11 protein-coding genes are annotated in these 16,668 nt (G+C 69.5%); 10 read left to right on the top strand and 1 reads right to left on the bottom strand.

Features of this window, described 5'->3' with window-relative positions:
* Window positions 1-105 precede the first annotated feature (105 nt).
* The 6 genes from GTY96_RS04760 to GTY96_RS04740 all read left to right on the top strand — a co-directional run bounded on the left by GTY96_RS04760 (window position 106) and on the right by GTY96_RS04740 (window position 9,329).
* The gene (locus GTY96_RS04760) at window positions 106-2,241 is read left to right on the top strand and encodes a bifunctional 2',3'-cyclic-nucleotide 2'-phosphodiesterase/3'-nucleotidase (RefSeq protein WP_235685327.1); all 2,136 of its coding nucleotides are present in this window, start codon (window positions 106-108) and stop codon (window positions 2,239-2,241) included.
* 16 nt (window positions 2,242-2,257) lie between these two features.
* A complete protein-coding gene (locus GTY96_RS04755; RefSeq protein WP_161663973.1) occupies window positions 2,258-3,016 on the top strand; it encodes a tetratricopeptide repeat protein in 759 nt (252 codons plus the stop codon).
* Between the two features lie 353 nt (window positions 3,017-3,369).
* On the top strand, window positions 3,370-5,448 hold the full coding sequence (locus GTY96_RS04750; protein WP_143898807.1) for a sodium-translocating pyrophosphatase: 2,079 nt from the start codon (window positions 3,370-3,372) through the stop codon (window positions 5,446-5,448).
* Between the two features lie 316 nt (window positions 5,449-5,764).
* Window positions 5,765-5,941: a hypothetical protein gene (locus GTY96_RS37115; protein WP_186001757.1), complete on the top strand. Its 177-nt coding sequence runs from the start codon at window positions 5,765-5,767 to the stop codon at window positions 5,939-5,941.
* A gap of 332 nt (window positions 5,942-6,273) precedes the next feature.
* Window positions 6,274-8,019 (top strand): ABC transporter permease, encoded by a 1,746-nt coding sequence (locus GTY96_RS04745; RefSeq protein ID WP_235685326.1) that lies wholly within the window; start codon window positions 6,274-6,276, stop codon window positions 8,017-8,019.
* Window positions 8,016-9,329, top strand: a complete 1,314-nt coding sequence (locus tag GTY96_RS04740; RefSeq protein WP_143898806.1) for an ABC transporter ATP-binding protein — start codon at window positions 8,016-8,018, stop codon at window positions 9,327-9,329. The genes GTY96_RS04745 and GTY96_RS04740 overlap by 4 nt, the downstream gene beginning before the upstream one ends.
* A gap of 97 nt (window positions 9,330-9,426) precedes the next feature.
* On the opposite strand, the gene GTY96_RS04735 is transcribed toward GTY96_RS04740, so the two are convergent.
* Window positions 9,427-9,939: a hypothetical protein gene (locus tag GTY96_RS04735; protein ID WP_161663972.1), complete on the bottom strand. Its 513-nt coding sequence runs from the start codon at window positions 9,937-9,939 to the stop codon at window positions 9,427-9,429.
* Between the two features lie 406 nt (window positions 9,940-10,345).
* Here GTY96_RS04735 and GTY96_RS04730 point away from each other — a divergent pair, with 406 nt between their 5' ends.
* From GTY96_RS04730 to GTY96_RS04715, 4 genes are all read left to right on the top strand, one after another.
* Window positions 10,346-13,459, top strand: coding sequence for a protein kinase domain-containing protein (locus tag GTY96_RS04730; RefSeq protein WP_201755776.1), 3,114 nt, complete (start codon window positions 10,346-10,348; stop codon window positions 13,457-13,459).
* The gene (locus tag GTY96_RS04725; RefSeq protein WP_161663971.1) at window positions 13,456-14,349 is read left to right on the top strand and encodes an RNA polymerase subunit sigma-70; all 894 of its coding nucleotides are present in this window, start codon (window positions 13,456-13,458) and stop codon (window positions 14,347-14,349) included. The genes GTY96_RS04730 and GTY96_RS04725 overlap by 4 nt, the downstream gene beginning before the upstream one ends.
* Before the next feature lie 177 nt (window positions 14,350-14,526).
* Window positions 14,527-15,384, top strand: a complete 858-nt coding sequence (locus GTY96_RS04720; RefSeq protein WP_161663970.1) for a hypothetical protein — start codon at window positions 14,527-14,529, stop codon at window positions 15,382-15,384.
* Window positions 15,381-16,658 carry a Kelch repeat-containing protein gene (locus GTY96_RS04715; protein ID WP_161663969.1) on the top strand — a complete coding sequence of 426 codons (1,278 nt, stop codon included), beginning with the start codon at window positions 15,381-15,383 and terminating at the stop codon, window positions 16,656-16,658. The genes GTY96_RS04720 and GTY96_RS04715 overlap by 4 nt, the downstream gene beginning before the upstream one ends.
* The last annotated feature ends 10 nt before the right edge of the window (window positions 16,659-16,668 follow it).

Below are 16,668 nucleotides of genomic sequence, written 5' to 3'. Positions count from 1 at the left end.
GCGATGAAGGTGTGACACAACCCGCAGCGCGTTGTTTCACGAGTCACCGAGAGTCCCGCGCACCGGAGCCTCCTCTCCTCAGCGCTCCGGCGGAGACCTCCCTCGATGATTGCGAAGCTCTCGCGCTCCACCGCCGCCATGCTGCTGGCGAGCGCCATGACCCTTTCCGCGTGCGAGGGCCCCCAGGGCCCTGCCGGCGGAAACGGCTCCCCGGGCCCCGCCGGTGAAGACGGTGCCCAGGGCCCTGCTGGACCTGCTGGACCCACCGGCCCCGAGGGCCAGCCGGGCACGCTGCCCACGCAGCCCACGGCCGTCGGCACCACCGCGGAGCTCGCGCTGCTCGAGTCCACGGACCTGCACACCAACATCCGCAGCTACGACTACTACAAGCTGGCCGAGGACAAGAGCCTCGGGTTCGAGCGGCTCGCCACCTTGATCAAGGCGGCGCGGATGGAGTTCCGCAACTCCCTCCTGGTCGACAACGGCGACACCATCCAGGGGACGGTCCTTTCGGACTTCCAGGCCCTGGTCCAGCCCCTTCGCTGCGATCAGACCCTCGCGATGTACAAGGTCATGAACGCGCTCAACTACGACGTGGCCGGCGTCGGAAATCACGAGTTCAACTACGGCCTCGACTTCCTCAGCCAGGTCACCGGCAGCCGCTTCGAGGTGAATGGTACGCCCAACCCCAGCGCGACGAAGTGCGCGGGTCCGCGCTTCCCCATCGTGCTCGCCAACGTGCTCAGCGCGAAGACGGAGAAGCCGCTCTTCCAGCCCTACACCCTCATCGAGAAGGCCGTCACGGCCATCGACCCGTCGGGCAAGGAGGTCGCCGCGAAGGTCAAGGTGGGCTTCATCGCCTTCACGCCTCCCGCGATCATGAACTGGGACAAGCGCTGGCTGGAGGGCAAGGTCTACACCGCGGGGCTGAAGGAGACCGCCGAGAAGTACGTGCCCGAGATGAAGAGCAAGGGCGCGGACATCATCGTGGCCATCTCGCACGGCGGCCTCGATGACCGGACCTACTCGCCCACCATGGAGAACGGCAGCTACCACCTGTCGCAGGTCCCCGGCGTGGACGCGCTGCTGCTGGGCCACTCGCACCAGGTGTTCCCCGACGCCGCCTCCACGCAGGCGCAGTTCAACCTGCCCGGCGTGGACAAGAAGGCGGGCACGGTCAACGGCGTCCCCGCGGTGATGGCGAACTTCTGGGGCAAGCACCTGGGCGTCATCGCGCTCCAGCTGACCTTCGATGGCACGCGTTGGTCCATCGACAAGACGAAGACCCGGGTCGAGGCGCGCTCCACCCAGTTCGCGGACAAGACGTACGTGGACGTCGAGCCCGCCATCGCGGCGCTCGTACGGACCGAGCACGAGGGCACCATCACCTACGTGAAGACGGCGATTGGCGCGTCGGACTTCCGCATGACCACCTACTTCGCGGACGTGGGTGAAGTGGGCGCCGTGCAGATCGTCAACCAGGCCCAGGCCGCGTATGTGGACCAGTACGTCAAGAACAACCTGCCGCAGTACGCCGCGCTGCCCGTCATCTCCGTCAGCGCGCCCTTCAAGAGCGGCTTCGGCGGCGGTGGGGACTTCACCGACGTGGCGGCGGGCAACCTGGCCATCAACAACGCGGCGGACCTCTACCTGTACCCCAACACGCTCTACGCGGTGAAGGTCACGGGCGCCGGCCTGAAGGCCTGGCTGGAGATGGCGACCACCCGGTTCAACAAGATCGACCCGACCAAGCCCGCGGCCCAGAGCCTCATCAGCACCTTCCCCGGCTACAACTTCGACATGCCGACGACGGCGGACATCCAGTACGAGATCGACGTCACCCAGGACGTCGGCGACCGCATCAAGAACCTCTCCTACAAGGGGACGGCGGTCAGCGAGGGCCAGGAGTTCATCGTCGCCACCAACAACTACCGCGCCAGCGGCGGTGGCGGCTTCCCGGGCCTCGATGGCAGCAACATCATCCTCGCGTCGCCCGACGCCAACCGCGACGTCCTCATCAACTACGTCAAGGAGGCGAAGAACCTCACGCGCGTGGCCAACGGCGCGGCCCGAAGCTGGCGCTTCACGCAGGTGACCACCGCGGGCCCCGTCACGTTCGCCTCGGCGCAGGGCAAGCTCGACGTCGCGCAGGCCGCGGGCCTGAACAACATCTCCGTGTTGAACGCGGACGATGGCACCGGCAAGGGCATGGCGCTCTACGCCATCGACCTGAGCAAGTAGACCTCGGGAACCGACCATGCTGAAGCGTCCCATCGCCGCCGCGGCGACCCTCGCGGCGGCGCTCCTCGTCCTCTGCGTCGCCCTCTGCGCCGTCGTCCTGGTTCGCGCCGGGCGCGAGCCCTCCCGCATCACCGCGCTCGGCGCCAGGGCCTATGCCGGCCATGACCGGGGGGCGAAGTGGGAGCTGCACCTGCTGGCCCTGGCAGGGCGGCCCCGCGCGAACCTGATGATCGGAGAGGCGACCTTGGACGGCGCGGCGGGGGTCCCTCCCGCGGAGGGGCTGCCGTACCTGCGCCGTGCGGCGGAGGCGGGGGACCGGACGGCTCAGCGCGTTCTTGGAAAGGCGCTGCTGCGCGGTCGAGGCGGCATCGCGAAGGAGCCATCGGAAGCCAGCCGATGGCTCCAGGCGGCGGCGGAGGCAGGAGACCCCGCCGCGGCCTATTACCTCGGCGTGCTGTACCGCACGCCGGGGGTGCCAGGGCATTCCTTGAGCGAGGCCATCCCCTGGCTGCGCCGCGCGGCCGACCAGCACCTGCCAGCGGCCTTGTTCGTCCTTGGCAACGCGTACCGTTCAGGAGCCGGGGTCGCGATGGACGAGCGCAAGGCGCTGGATTGCTACACCGAGGCCGCGGAGCTGGATCATCCCGAGTCCATCCAGGCGCTCGCCATGGCGTACCAGCAAGGGGAGCTGGGCCTCGCGGTCGACCCGGAGAAGGCCGCGGAGCTGATCCGGGACCTCGAGCACGCCATCCACGACGCGCCCGCCAATCCTTGAGCGGTGGATTCGCGCCGGGTGTCGACCCGAGCGTCCGGCGCGCGTTGTAGTAGCGCTGGAACTCGCGAAACAGTCACCGGGCGTGGACTTCGCTCAAGGTGACGTCAGAGACCAGCAATTCCCGCCAGGCCTGTCCGTTTCCGAGGGGGCGTCCCCTCTTGGGAGCCCTCCTGGCGGCCGGAGCCGTGGCACACCCGTCCCCTCCCTCGACAGGCCGAGCCGTCCAGCCGGGGCGCTCCGAAGAGGCTCCCCGCTTGCCCTGAAATCACGTATACGCCCTCCGTACAATTTTCGTGGCACACGAGCGACGCGGAGGGAGAGGTCAGGCCCCCGGAACTGCTCGGGAGGAATGGATGGAGTTGTCGAGTCTCGAGTCGAATTTCTGGGCAGTCGCGCCGGGCGTCATCGGCGCCATCGGGCTGCTCTTCTCTGCGTTCTTCTACTTCCGCGTCAAGGGCCTCCCGGACGGCGACGCGACGATGAACCGCATCGCGGGCTACATCCGCGAAGGCGCGATGGCGTTCCTCGTCCGCGAGTACAAGGTGCTCGCGATCTACTGCGCGGTCCTCGCGGTGGTCATCGGCCTGGCGCTGGGTTGGCTGGCGAGCGCGTGCTTCGTGCTGGGCGCGTTCCTGTCCCTGCTCGCGGGCTACATCGGCATGAAGGCCGCGACGTTCGCGAACGTGCGCACCGCGCAGGCCGCGCGCAGCGGCTCGAAGCCGAACGCGCTCCTGGTCGCGCTGGACGGCGGCGCGGTGATGGGGCTGGCGGTCGCCGGCCTGGGCCTGCTTGGGATGGGCGGCGTCTACTACGTGTTCCGGGGCAGTGAGCACATCTCCCCCATCCTCCACTCCTTCGCCGTGGGGGCGAGCTCCATCGCGCTCTTCGCGCGCGTGGGCGGCGGCATCTACACCAAGGCCGCCGACGTCGGCTCCGACATCGCCGGCAAGGTCATCGAGAACATCCCCGAGGACGACCCGCGCAACCCCGGCGTCATCGCCGACAACGTGGGCGACAACGTGGGCGACGTGGCCGGCATGGGCGCCGACATCTACGAGTCCATGGTGGCGGCCATCGTGGCCGCGATGGCCATGGCGCTCACCGCCAATGCCTCGGAGCTCTCCCGCCTCGTGGTGGACCCGTCGGCGACGGGTGGCGCGCGGGTGGCGGGCGTGGTGCTCCCGCTCGTGCTGTCGGCGGTGGGCCTGGTGGTCAGCGTGCTGAGCATCTTCATCGCGCGCGCCCTCAAGCACATGAACCCCGCGCAGGTCCTGCGCAGCGCGCTCATCATGCCCCCGGTCATCCTGGTGGGCATTTCGTTCGTGATGATGAACGTGTTCGGCCTGTCGCAGTCCATCACGGTGGCGCTGGCCGCGGGTGCCTTCGGCGGCGCCATCATCGGCCTCGTCACGGACTACTACACGTCGTCCAGGCCGGTGCAGCGCATCGCGGAGGCCTCCATCACGGGCGCGGGCACCAACCTCATCCGCGGCCTCGCGGTCGGCATGGAGAGCGTGGGAATCTCGATGGCCACCATTGCCCTGGTGGCCTACATCGCGGACCGGGCGCTCGGCCTGTACGGCATCGCGCTGTCGGCCGTGGGCATGCTGGGCGGCACGGCCGTCGTGATGACGGTGGACGCCTACGGCCCCATCTCCGACAACGCGGGCGGCATCTCCGAGATGTCGGGGCTCGGCCCCGAAGTGCGCGCCATCACCGATGAGCTGGACGCGGTGGGCAACACCACGGCGGCCATTGGCAAGGGCTTCGCCATCGGCTCCGCGACGCTCACCGTCATCGCGCTCTTCTCCGCGTTCAACCTGGAGGTCAACCACACGCGCGTCGCCGCGGGCCTGCAGGAGATGACCCTGCTGCTCACCGACCCGCGCGTCATCGTGGGCCTGCTGCTGGGCTCCATCCTCCCGTTCCTGGTGGGCGCCTCCACCATGCTCGCCGTGGGCCGCGCGGCCGGCGCCATCGTCGAGGAGATTGGCCGTCAGTTCCGCGAGATTCCCGGGCTGATGGAGCTCAAGGCGGACCCGGACCCCAAGAAGATCGTCGACATCGCGACCAAGAGCGCGCTGCGCGAGATGATCTTCCCGGGCGTCATCGCCGTCGTCGCCCCGCCGCTGGTGGGCTACGTGCTGGGGCCCGCGGCGCTGGCGGGCCTGCTGGCCGGCGCGCTCGTCGTTGGCGCCACGATGGCCCTCTACATGGCCAATGCGGGCGGCGCGTGGGACAACGCCAAGAAGTACATCGAGAAGGGCAAGCTGCCGGGCCACGCGAAGGGTTCGCAGGTCCACAAGGCCGCCGTCGTCGGTGACATGGTGGGCGACCCGTTCAAGGACACCTCGGGTCCTGGCGTCGCCATCCTCATCAAGGTCATGAGCGTCGTCTCGCTGCTCGTGGCCTCGCTCATCGCGCTCAGGTAGTCCCCATCCGCGGTGTGGCGCCCGAGGCCCAGGCACCCCACCGCGGACAGCAGCTCGGGCCGCGCGGCTCCCGGTGGGGCCGCGCGGTGCCTCGGATGTAGAGCACCGAACACCTCGCCACCCGATGTCCCGGGGGGGCCCTGGGCGGTGGGCACACGCGCACTACACTTCCTCGTGTTCCGCGATTGCCTGCGCGCCAGACCCGACCCGGAGCAGCGGCACCGCCCCAGCGGACCTGACGCGCGCGCTCTCGCACCCGTTCCCTCGGGTGAGAGGGTGAAGTGCCACCGCCGTTGCGCTGACCGAGAGGTGTCCCATGGTCCTGGAGCTCTCCCAGCAGCAGATCCGCCTCCTCCATACGTGCCTCGACGAGAGCATCGACGAGCTGCACGACGAGGTCCTCCACACCGACGAGCGTGAGATGCGCGGCGAGCTGAGGGAGAAGCTCGACCAGTTGCAGGCCCTCCAGCGTCAGGTGAAAGCCCTGATGTGAGCCGGAGCCGGTGAGCGGTCCGCGCGACGCTGTCGAACGGGCCCGCTTCCGATGCGCCACGAGCGTGACCTGGACGCCCAGGTCGAAGCCCCTCGCGCTGGCGGCGGGTTCCTGGAGCCGATGCCCGCGGCCCTGGCGGTGGCGATGCGCACTGGATGATCAGGAAGAGCACTCGGCGACACTTCGCCCGGGCGCGTTTGCATCGATGGGTGGGGGGGGATATCGGCACATGGAGCACGACCGGGGGTCCCCATGCGCCTGCCTTCCGTTTGTTTCCGAAGAGCACCTCAGGCCGCGGCCTGCGTCTTCGCGAGCACGGGAGGGGCGCGCCCTTGAGGCACCTCCTCGCTTCCGTCTGGGGCCGTCCCACGGGGGCCACGGAGCCGCGCCTCCCGCTGCCATGGATTGACGTCCTCATCCTCGTCGGCATGGCGGGCATTGCCCTCGCTGTCTTCCAGACGTCACGAGAGTGGGTGGGACATCTGCGGCCGACCGTGCGGATTGAACTCACCCCGTGGGCCCTGCCCCGCTACACCCTGCTCTCCCTGTCGCGAGGGATGATCGCGTACGTCCTCTCACTGGGCTTCACGCTCGTGTACGGATACTGGGCCGCGAAGGACAAGCTGGCGGAGCACGCCCTCATTCCCCTGCTGGACATCCTCCAGAGCATCCCGGTGCTGGGGTTCATGCCGGGCCTGGTCCTCGCGCTGGTCAGCGCCTTCCCCACCAGCAACGTCGGGCTGGAGCTCGCCGCGGTGCTGATGATCTTCACCAGCCAGGCCTGGAACATGACGTTCAGCTACTACTACTCGCTGAAGTCCGTGCCGCTGGACCAGCGCGAGGTGGCGCAGGTCTACCGCTTCTCGCGGTGGCAGCGGCTGCGCTGGGTCGAGCTCCCCTTCGCCACCCTTGGGCTGGTGTGGAACAGCATGATGAGCATGGCGGGGGGGTGGTTCTTCCTGATGATCAGCGAGGCCTTCGTCCTGGGAGACAAGGACTTCCGCCTGCCCGGGCTGGGCTCGTACATGAGCGTGGCGGTCGCGCAGGGGAACACCGCCGCCATGCTGTGGGCCGTCCTCGCGATGGTGGTGATGATCGTCGTGCTGGATCAGCTCCTCTGGCGCCCGGTGGTGGTCTGGGCCCAGAAGTTCCGCGTCGAGGAGGGCGGGCTGGCGGAGGAGATGCACTCCTGGTTCCTCGACTGGCTGCGACGCTCCCGGCTCATCCGCTGGTTCGCGTCCTGGCTCAGGCGCCTGAGCGGGGCTGTCGCCCGCCGGCTGATACCCAAGGGCCCCCACCACCCCGCACCGCACCCCGGCGTGGCCCGGGTCGGCCGCGCCGTGTCCGGCGCGCTGTACCTGTTCATGGTCGCGGGCCTCCTCTATGGCGTCGTGCGGCTGGTGATCCTCCTGCATCCCGTGACGGTGGCGAGCTGGGGACACATCGCGTCCGGAGCGGCGCTGACGCTGGGGCGCGTTCTGCTCTCCACGGCGTTGGGGACGCTCTGGGCGCTCCCCGCGGGCCTGGCGATTGGCCTCTCCCCACGGCTGTCCCGCCTGCTGCAGCCCGTGGTGCAGGTGGTGGCGTCGTTCCCCGCCCCCATGCTCTTCCCGGTGGTGATCGCCGCGCTGAAGGCCGCTGGCGTCACGCTGGGCTGGGGCAGCGTGGTGCTGATGCTGCTCGGGACCCAGTGGTACATCCTGTTCAACGTCATCGCCGGCGCGATGGCCATGCCCGCGGACCTCCGTGAGGCGGCCCGGAGCTACCGGCTGGGGCGGTGGCAGCGCTTCACCTCGCTCTACTTCCCGGCGGTCTTCCCCTATCTGGTCACGGGGTGGATCACCGCTGCGGGCGGAGCCTGGAACGCCAGCATCGTCGCCGAATACGTCACCTTTCGAGGGGAGGTGCTCACCACCAGGGGGCTGGGGGCGCAGATCAGCGCCGCGGCGTCGTCCGCCAACTTCCCGGCGCTCGCGGCCAGCATCGTCGTCATGTCCATGGTCGTCGTGGCATTCAACCGCTTCGTCTGGAGACGGCTGCAGGGCCTCGCCGAGACCCGCTTCTCGCTCAGCAAATGACGCCCGACACTCCTCCGTCCCCGCGACCCTCCTCGACGGCGCTCTGCGAGCTCGAGCACGTCACCCATGAGTTTCCCCAGCCCAACGGCACACCGCTTCGCGTCCTCCAGGACATCAGCCTGCGGGTGGAGCCAGACGAGGTGGTCGCCCTGCTGGGGCCGTCCGGCTGTGGCAAGTCCACCATCCTCCGCATCCTCGCGGGGCTGATCCGCCCCACGTCCGGGAGCGTCCGCTACCGGGGCAAGCCCCTGGTGGGCTTGAACCCCGGGTGCGCCATCGTCTTCCAAAGCTTCGCGCTCTTCCCGTGGATGACCGTCATGCAGAACGTCCAGGCGGTCCTCAAGGCCGCCGGCATCCCGGAGGCGGAGCGCCCGCGACAGGCCGCGAACGCCATCCGGGTGGTGGGGCTGGAGGGGTTCGAGGAGGCCTTCCCCCGGGAGCTGTCAGGCGGGATGAAGCAACGGGTGGGGATGGCCCGGGCGTTCTCGCTCAACCCCGAGCTGCTCTTCATGGACGAGCCGTTCAGCCAGGTGGACGCGCTCACCGCGGAGAGCCTGCGCGCGGAGGTGCTCGACATCTGGAGCGCCAAGGGCCGGAACCCCTCATCCATCCTGATGGTCAGCCACGACATCAAGGAGGTCGCGTACATGGCGGACCGCATCGTGGTGCTCGGAGCGCACCCCGGCGTGGTCCGCACCGTCGTGGAGAACCGGCTGCCCCGGCCGCGCGACTACCGCTCTCCCGAGCTGCTTCAACTGGTCGACCGGCTCCACGACATCATCACGGGCTCGGAGATGCCAGACGCGCCCCCCGCGCTCGCCCCCGTCGCGGACCTCATCGAGCCCATCCCCTCGGTGACCAGCGGCGAGGTGGTCGGCCTGCTCGAGTACCTGGACGCCCGGGGCGGCAGGGACGACATCTTCCGGATCGCCAATGACACGGACCGCGAGTTCGGTCACATCATCAACGTGGTGAAGGCCGCCGAGTTGCTGGACCTGGTGGACACCCCGAAACGGATGGTGCTCCTGGACTCGGTGGGTGTCCGGCTCGTGAGGGCCTTGCCGGAGGAGCGGAAGGTCCTCTGGCGCGAGCAGCTCCTCCATCTGGGGCTGTTTCGCAGCGTGAAGGCCGCCATCGAACGAAGCGAGGAGGGGTACGTCACGCGGGAGTTCGTCCTCGAGACGGTGGTGATGGCGATGCCCTCCGAGAACTACGAGCGGATCTTCGACACCCTGGTGCGCTGGGGGCGCTTCGGCGACCTCTTCGCGTACGACGAAGACACGGAGCAGCTCTCCCTCCGCGAGGTGTGACGCGGCATCGCGGAGGGGATCTTGATTCGCTGGAGCACAACGTGCTCCCAGCCGAAGCTGCTGCGTGAGGACCGACACCTCCGGCTGTCGCACTTCGTTATCGTGGACCCTTCAGCGGATAGAGCTTTTTCACCTTGTCGTCGTCACGCGCGTCGTCGGGCTCATCCACGTCGCCTCCTCCATCCATGCCGTCCGGCCCGATGGATTTCGGGCCCCCGTCTGGACCGAGCCCCTTCACGTGACCCGCGAGGCCCTTGAGGACAGTGCCCGCCTTGCCCGCCAGCTCCTTGGCCGCCTCCGCGACCACATTGGCGGCGACCCGGGCCGCGTCGCCGGCGACCAGACAGAGAACACCTCCGGCATTCCTGACGACGTCCTCGAGCCCGTCAAGCCGCGCCCCATGAGACCTGGAGACAGCTTCCGCGGCGCCGACTTGCTTCAGGTGCTTGTCTTTCCTACGGGTGGGAGATTGGCTCGGCGGCGCGCCGACAGGCGGCCTGAGGATGCTTGTCTTTTCACGTGTGGAAGACCCCGTGCCAGGACATCCCGTGGACCTTGGGCTGTCTACCTTTGAGGCCGCCCGACGATTGAACGGCACGACCTTACCCATGAAAACATCCCCCTCCTGCCATCCACCAGGACTTCACCATGGGTGATTCACACACCATTCACATCCCCAAGAGCCAGGGAGCGTCCACCCACGCCGCAGCCGGAGCTCGAACACATGTCACCTGCCGCGTCGACCGCCTGTCTCCACCGACCATCCTCCCTTCCCACACATTTTGTATGCCTCCGTAGGAATGGCGATGACGCCCGCGCGTCCAGGGCAGGCGTTCCCCACCGACAGACATGGGGCGGCTTGAGGCACCCTCGCGGGCTTCCACAGTTCGACGAGGGACATCTCCGCTCCACGGGGCACCCCAGGCTTATCCGGCTATCGGGAAATAGGAGGGAATGGGCTAGCCTTCATCCCAAGAATCCTTGGGCGCCCCCGTACGTCCGCGGAACCCTTACCTATGCAGCCATGTCCGCAGGAAGCGACGCTGACTGACTTTCTCTCCGGTCTGCTCTCCGAAGAGGACCGGGTTCGTGTCCTTGCTCACGTGGAGAGCTGCTCGGACTGCCGGTGGGCCCTCGCGGCGGGTGAAGGCGGTCCCGCGGCCCGGTCCGGTGCTCCCGCAGCCCCATCCGAAGCGCATTCCCCACCCCAGCTCCTTCCTGGCCACAGCGTCTCCCGCTACGTGGTGCGCGAAACCCTCGGCGCGGGGGCCATGGGCGTCGTCTACGCGGCGGATGACCCGGAGCTGGGCCGGCGGGTGGCCCTCAAGGTGCTGCGCCCCGAAGGGCGGCACCACCAGGAGCTCCAGCAACGGCTGCTGCGCGAGGCCCAGGCGCTGGCCCGGCTCTCCCACCCCAACGTCGTCACCCTCTACGACGTCGGCACCCACGGCGACGGGGTCTTCCTGGCCATGGCCTTGGTGGAAGGCATCACCCTGGCGGAGTGGATGAAGCAGCCCCACCCCTGGCAGGACGTCCTGCGCGTCTTCCTTGAAGCCGGCAAGGGCCTCGCCGCCGCGCACGCCGCGGGGCTGGTGCACCGTGACTTCAAGCCCGCCAACATCCTCCTGGGGAAGGATGGGCGCGTCTTCGTCACGGACTTCGGCATCGCGCGGCTCTTTCAGGAGGAAGAGGCCGCGGCGCGCGAGGAGCACGCGGAAGCCCCTGTCGCCCCCGCCGGCCAGCTCACCCGGACGGGCCAGCTTCTGGGCACGCCCGCCTACCTCGCTCCGGAGCTGGTGCGGGGTCAGCGCGCGGATGCCCGCTCCGACGAGTTCAGCTTCTGCGTGGCCCTCCACGAAGCCCTCTTCGGCGGGCGCCCCTTCCAAGGCGAGACGCTGAAGGAGCTGGTCCAGGCCGCGCAGCAAGGCAGGCTGAGCCCGCCGAAGCGCGACGTGAAGATCCCGACCCGGATTCGACGCGCGGTCCTCCGGGGGCTCAGCGCGAAGCCCGAGGAGCGCTTCCCCTCCATGCACGCGCTGCTGGCCGCCCTCGCGCCACGGCCCGTCCGGTGGCTCGCGCGGATCATGGCGACGATGGCCGTTGCCGGCCTCATCGGGACGCTCGCGGCCTACGGGACGACCGCGCAGCGGCGCGAGGCCAGCTGTGCGCAGGAAGCGGAGAAGGTCGCGGTGGCCTGGAGCGCCGCGCGGCGAGAACAGGGCCGCGCGGCCTTCCTCGCCACCGGCCTGCCCTATGCCGCGCAAGCCTGGGAACAGCTCGCGGCGGTGCTGGATGCCCACACCGCGCAATGGCAGTCGCTTCGCACCGAGGCGTGCCTGGCCATGACGGGTGAGGCCGCGGCCTCGGCCAGGCAGACCGCCGCATGCCTCGATGCGCGGCTCTGGCAGCTGGCCGCCGTCACGGAGGTGCTGGAGAAGGCTGACGCGCAGACCGTGCAGAACACGCGCCCGCTCGCGGCCTCCCTTGAGGGGCTCGCCGGGTGCCGGGACACGAGCGGACTCGCCATCCGCCCGCAGCCGCCCGACAGCCTCCTCTCCCGGGTGGAGGCGGCGAGGCACAAGCTGGCGCAGGCCCGGGCCCACCTCGTGGCACGCCGTTTCACCGACGGCCTCGCGGTGACGTCCGCGCTCCTCGAAGAGCAGCAGGGGCTTGGCTACAAGCCGCTGGAGGCGGAGGTGTTCCTGGCCCACGGCGAGCTCCTGGAGCAGAGCGACAAACCCAAGGAAGCGGAGTCGGCCCTCTACGAGGCCGTGTGGGCCGCCGAGGCCGGGCGTGACGACGAGAGCGTGGCGCGTGCATGGCTGGAGCTCATCTTCGTGGTCGGTGAGGCGCAGTACCGCCCCGCGGACGCGGAGAAGCTCATCCGGCACGCACGGTCCGCCGTCGAGCGACTGGGGCGGGAGCGCTTCCCGGACCTCACGACGCTCCTGCACCTGCGCCTGGCCTCGCTGCGGGAGCAGCAAGGCAACCTCGCCGAGGCGGAGAAGGAGGCCGTGCAGGGCCTGGAGTTCTCACGCAGGAGAAACGGCCCGGACAGCCTCCACACGGCGAGCCTCCTCCACGAGATGGGGAGGATCCGCATGGTCCAGAACCACGACAACGAGTCACTGGAGTTCCACCTCCAGGCGCTCGAGCTGCGCAAGCGCCTGTTGGGCCCCGACAACCCCGAGCTCGTCGCCTCCTACAACCGGGTCGCCTCGGCCTATCTGCACGTGGGCAAGCGCGCCGCGGCCGTGGACATCTGGCGCACGGCCCTGGCCCTCCACGAGGCCTCTCACGCCCCGGAGAATACCCTCCTCGCGACAGCGCTCCTGAACCTCGCGGCGGCCCTGCGCATCGAGGGCCGACAGGAGGAAGTGGCGCCCATGCTCGAGCGGGCGCGCGCCATCTTCGAGAGAACCCGCGCTCCCAATCACTACTCGGTCGTCCAGGTGATCGAGGAGCAGGCGATGGTGGCCGGGGAGGCCGGGAAGTTCGACAAGGCGGTCGAGCTCTCCACCCAGGCCCTGGAGCGCATCCAGCAATTGCAGGGCCCCGACACGACGCGAGCCGTCCCGTCGCTGGTGGTCCGAGGGCTCACGCTCATGAACCTGGGCCGCCACTCCGAGGCACGGCGCGACGTGCTGGACGCGCTGAGGCGGCAGGAGAAGGCGCATGGGCCGGAGGGGGCCGGGTTGCTGTCCGTGCTGCTTCCCCTGGCCGACGTGACCCTGGCCGCCCAGGCCCCGCAGGACGCACTCATGTACTGCGAGCGCGCGCTGAAGCTCACCGAGAAGGCCGACGGCGTGGAGTCCCAGGATGGTGCCGGTGCCCTGTCCTGCGCTGGAGAGGCACAGCTGGCGCTGGGCGCCGTGGCGAAGGCCATCCCGCTGCTCGAGCGCGCCCGGCGCATCCAGACCCAATCCGGCGACATCAAGGACCCGTGGTTCGCTGGCAAGACCGCCTTCGCGTTGGCCCGGGCGCTCGTGGCGACGCGGTCCGCCCCGGACCGGTCGCGGGCGCTCGCGATGGCCGACGAGGCCCGGGCGCATCTGGAGTCCGTGGGAATCCGAGGTCGCCCGGAGCTCCAGCAGGTGTTGGCGTGGCAACAGCGTGAGGCGAGGCCATGAGCGACGAACGGAACCCAGGCACCCTCGCGGCGCTGCTGCGGGAGCACCTGCCACGGGGGCAGTCCGCGGAGCTGGAGGCCGTGGAGGGGTGGGAGGCGCTGCTGCACGGACACGTCGAGGCGGCCCGCGCCGCATGGCCCGCCCTCCCGCTCCCGGCCGAGTCCTTCGTGCGGCACCTGGCCCGGCACCTGCCCGCGGGGAAGACCCTGGAGGTGCTGCGCGTCCTCCATGCCGCCGACCTGTACCTCGCGTGCGCCTGCGCCACCGGGGAGTCCGCCGCCCTCCGGGCCTTCGAGCAGCACCTCCTCCGGCTCGTTCCCTCCCGGCTTGGGCGGGTGTCGCCGAGCATGCTGGACGAAGTGCTGCAGATGCTGCGCGAGCGGCTGCTGGTGGCCAGCGGCGGCGCGCCCCCCAAGATTTCGAGCTATGGGGGACGAGGGCCCCTGCTCACCTGGGTCGTCATCATCGCCGCGCGCATCGCCGGGGAGCTGGTGGGCCGGGACGAGCGCCATCAGCTCGTGGCGGATCCTCCCGAGGAGCTCGCGCGGCTGCTGGCCCCGAGCAATCCCGAGTACGCGCTGCTGCGCGAAGACGCGCGCCAGCTCCTCGTCGAGTCGCTGCGGAAGGCGGTGGAGGTGCTCCCCGAACAGGAGCGGACCCTGCTGCGCCTGCACCACTTCCACGGGTTCACGATGGACCGGCTGACGCTCCTGTATGGCGGCTCACGCTCCAGCGTCGCGCGCAGGGTCGCCGACGCCCGCGAGTTGCTCCTCGAGCGCGTCCGGATGGAGCTCACGCCCCGGCTGAAGCAGGACCAGCTCGCGCTGGAGAGCCTGCTGGGCCTCGTCAACAGCCGGCTGGATATCAGCCTGCACGGGCTGCTCGACTGACTCGCGGAGCAGGCTGACCCACATCGGGCCGCCCAGGAATTCTTGGGACGAAATCCAGCCCGCCCCCTCTTCCTGCCTGGAGACCCGGACACCCCTGGGTCGCCGCGTGGAGCGGCCCCGTCGCGCCCCACTGCCTCGACGCCAACACGCGGGACGCGTTTGAAAGAAGTCCAGGCGATGCCAACGAAACAGCTCGTGCCCATCCGGGTCTGGCCCCTGCTCCTGGGGCTCGCCCTCATCCCAGGGGTCGCCCGGGGCGACGACTCCACCGAAGTGCACCGCTGCGTGGTCTCCGTCCATCGATTGATCGAGGACCTCGCCTACGAGAGCGCGCTGGAGCAGGTGGCCCGCTGCAAACAGCTGTCGACGGGGCCCGAGGATGACGTGGCGATGTTGCTCTACGAGGGGATCATCCTGGCGGAGCAGATCAAGAACCGTCAGAGCGACGCCGCCTTCAGGGCCTGTCTCATCCTGGACCCCGACGCGACGCTGCCGCTGAACGTCTCGCCCAAGCTGAAGCGGCGTTTCGAGGCCATGCGCAAGAACGTGCGAAGCGAGCTGGCCACACGAGGAGAGGACCGCGAGCCCCCGAGACGGGAAGCCCTCGCGCTGACCCAGGCGAGTCCGCCCCCCTCCGAGCCGCTTCCGGTGGCGGTCTCGGTGGCGCCAGTGGCGGCCCCCGAGTCGGCGCTGGACGCGTCCGGCTCACGGGCCTCGCTGCGCACCCGGGCGCTCATCCCCGCCGTGGCGGGAGGAGCCCTCGTGGCCACGGCGGGGATCTTCTGGGGGATGGCGGAGGGGAGGAAGGCGAAGCTGGAGGGCGCGGCCCCGGACCTCCACTCCCGAGCCGACGCCCTCGACGTGGCGCGCGGTGCTCGCGGGCTCCAGAAGGTCAGCGTGGGGCTCTTGATGGGGGGCGTGGTGGGGCTGGGCGCCGCCACGGGAATGTACCTCCTGGGTGCGCCAGAGAAGCGATCGTCCTTGCAGGTAGGAACAGACGGCACATCCGCGTTCGTCGCCGGGAGGTGGCCATGAGTCCTCCACTTCGCTTCGCGGCCCTGGGACTGCTGGCGCTCGGCATCCACATGGCCGGGTGTCTCGACGTCGATGGCGCCGTGGATCGGTTCTGTCAGGCCAACCGCGTCACCTGTCAGGACCCGGGGCCCGCGGAGGATGGAGGAGGCGAGCCCGATGCAAGCGTTGACGGTGGGGATAAGCCGGATGGTGGAACGGACGCAGGGTCTGACGGGGGGCCGCTGGAGACCGAGCCACCGGGGTGGAAGCCGGTGCCTCCAATGCAGACGCGGCGCATGGGCCACACCGCCACGGTCCTGAACGATGGCCGGGTGCTCGTCGTTGGCGGGAGCAGCAATGGCTTCTCGCCGACGCGCTCGACGGAGCTCTACACGCTCTCAACCAACAGCTGGAGCGATGGCGGGGTCCTCACGACAGCGCGGATGGACCACACCGCCACCCTGCTGGGCGATGGCAAGGTCGTGGTGGTCGGCGGACGGGGTCCATCAGGCAGCGCGCTGAGCAACGCGGAAGTCTACGACCCGGAGACCCGTGCGTGGACCCAATACGAGTCCATCGACCTGGGAGCACGTGCCAGCCATGCGGCCGTCCGTCTGCCCTCGGGGAAGGTGCTGGTCGCGGGTGGCGGGACCTCGGATTACGACGGGCTGAATACCTCGGCGCTCTACGACCCGGACAGCCACACCTGGACGAACGCGGGGAACCTGAATGTCGGCCGAAGCGCGCTGACACTCACCTTGCTCGACGAGGACATGGTGATGGCGATCGGTGGCTTCAATCAAAACGGTGCGCAGACGACCGCGGAGCTCTACGACTCGAGTCAGCCGGATGCTGGCTGGCGCCCCCTCTTCGCGCGGATGAAGAATGGGCGCAACGGGCATGCCGCCACGCTATTGCCGTCAGGCGAAGTCCTGGTCACCGGCTCACGGGTGGGGTCGCCTGGATGGGTCATCAGCTCGGTGGAGCGCTACGACTGGGAGACTGCCGCGTGGATTCCCCAGGAGGACATGAAACACGCTCGCTTCGTCCATACGGCCACCGCCCTGCCCTCGGGCGACGTGCTCGTCACGGGCGGGTATTCCTCCACCGACTACACAGCCCCGCGCGACTCCGCGGAGCTCCTCCGGCCGGATGGCGGCAGGGAGCTCATCGCCCCCATGGCCGCCGCGCGCGCCTACCACACGGCCACATGGCTGGATGCCGGGGGCGTGCTCATCATCGGGGGCGACTCCGACGGCGGGGTCTTGAACACCGCCGAGCGGTACGTCCCTTGAGTTCAGCGCC

The sequence above is a fragment of the Corallococcus silvisoli genome, assembly GCF_009909145.1.
Lineage (GTDB): Bacteria > Myxococcota > Myxococcia > Myxococcales > Myxococcaceae > Corallococcus > Corallococcus silvisoli.
The sequence above is the reverse complement of the archived record's forward strand: the minus strand, read 5'-3'. Positions and strand labels throughout refer to the sequence as shown.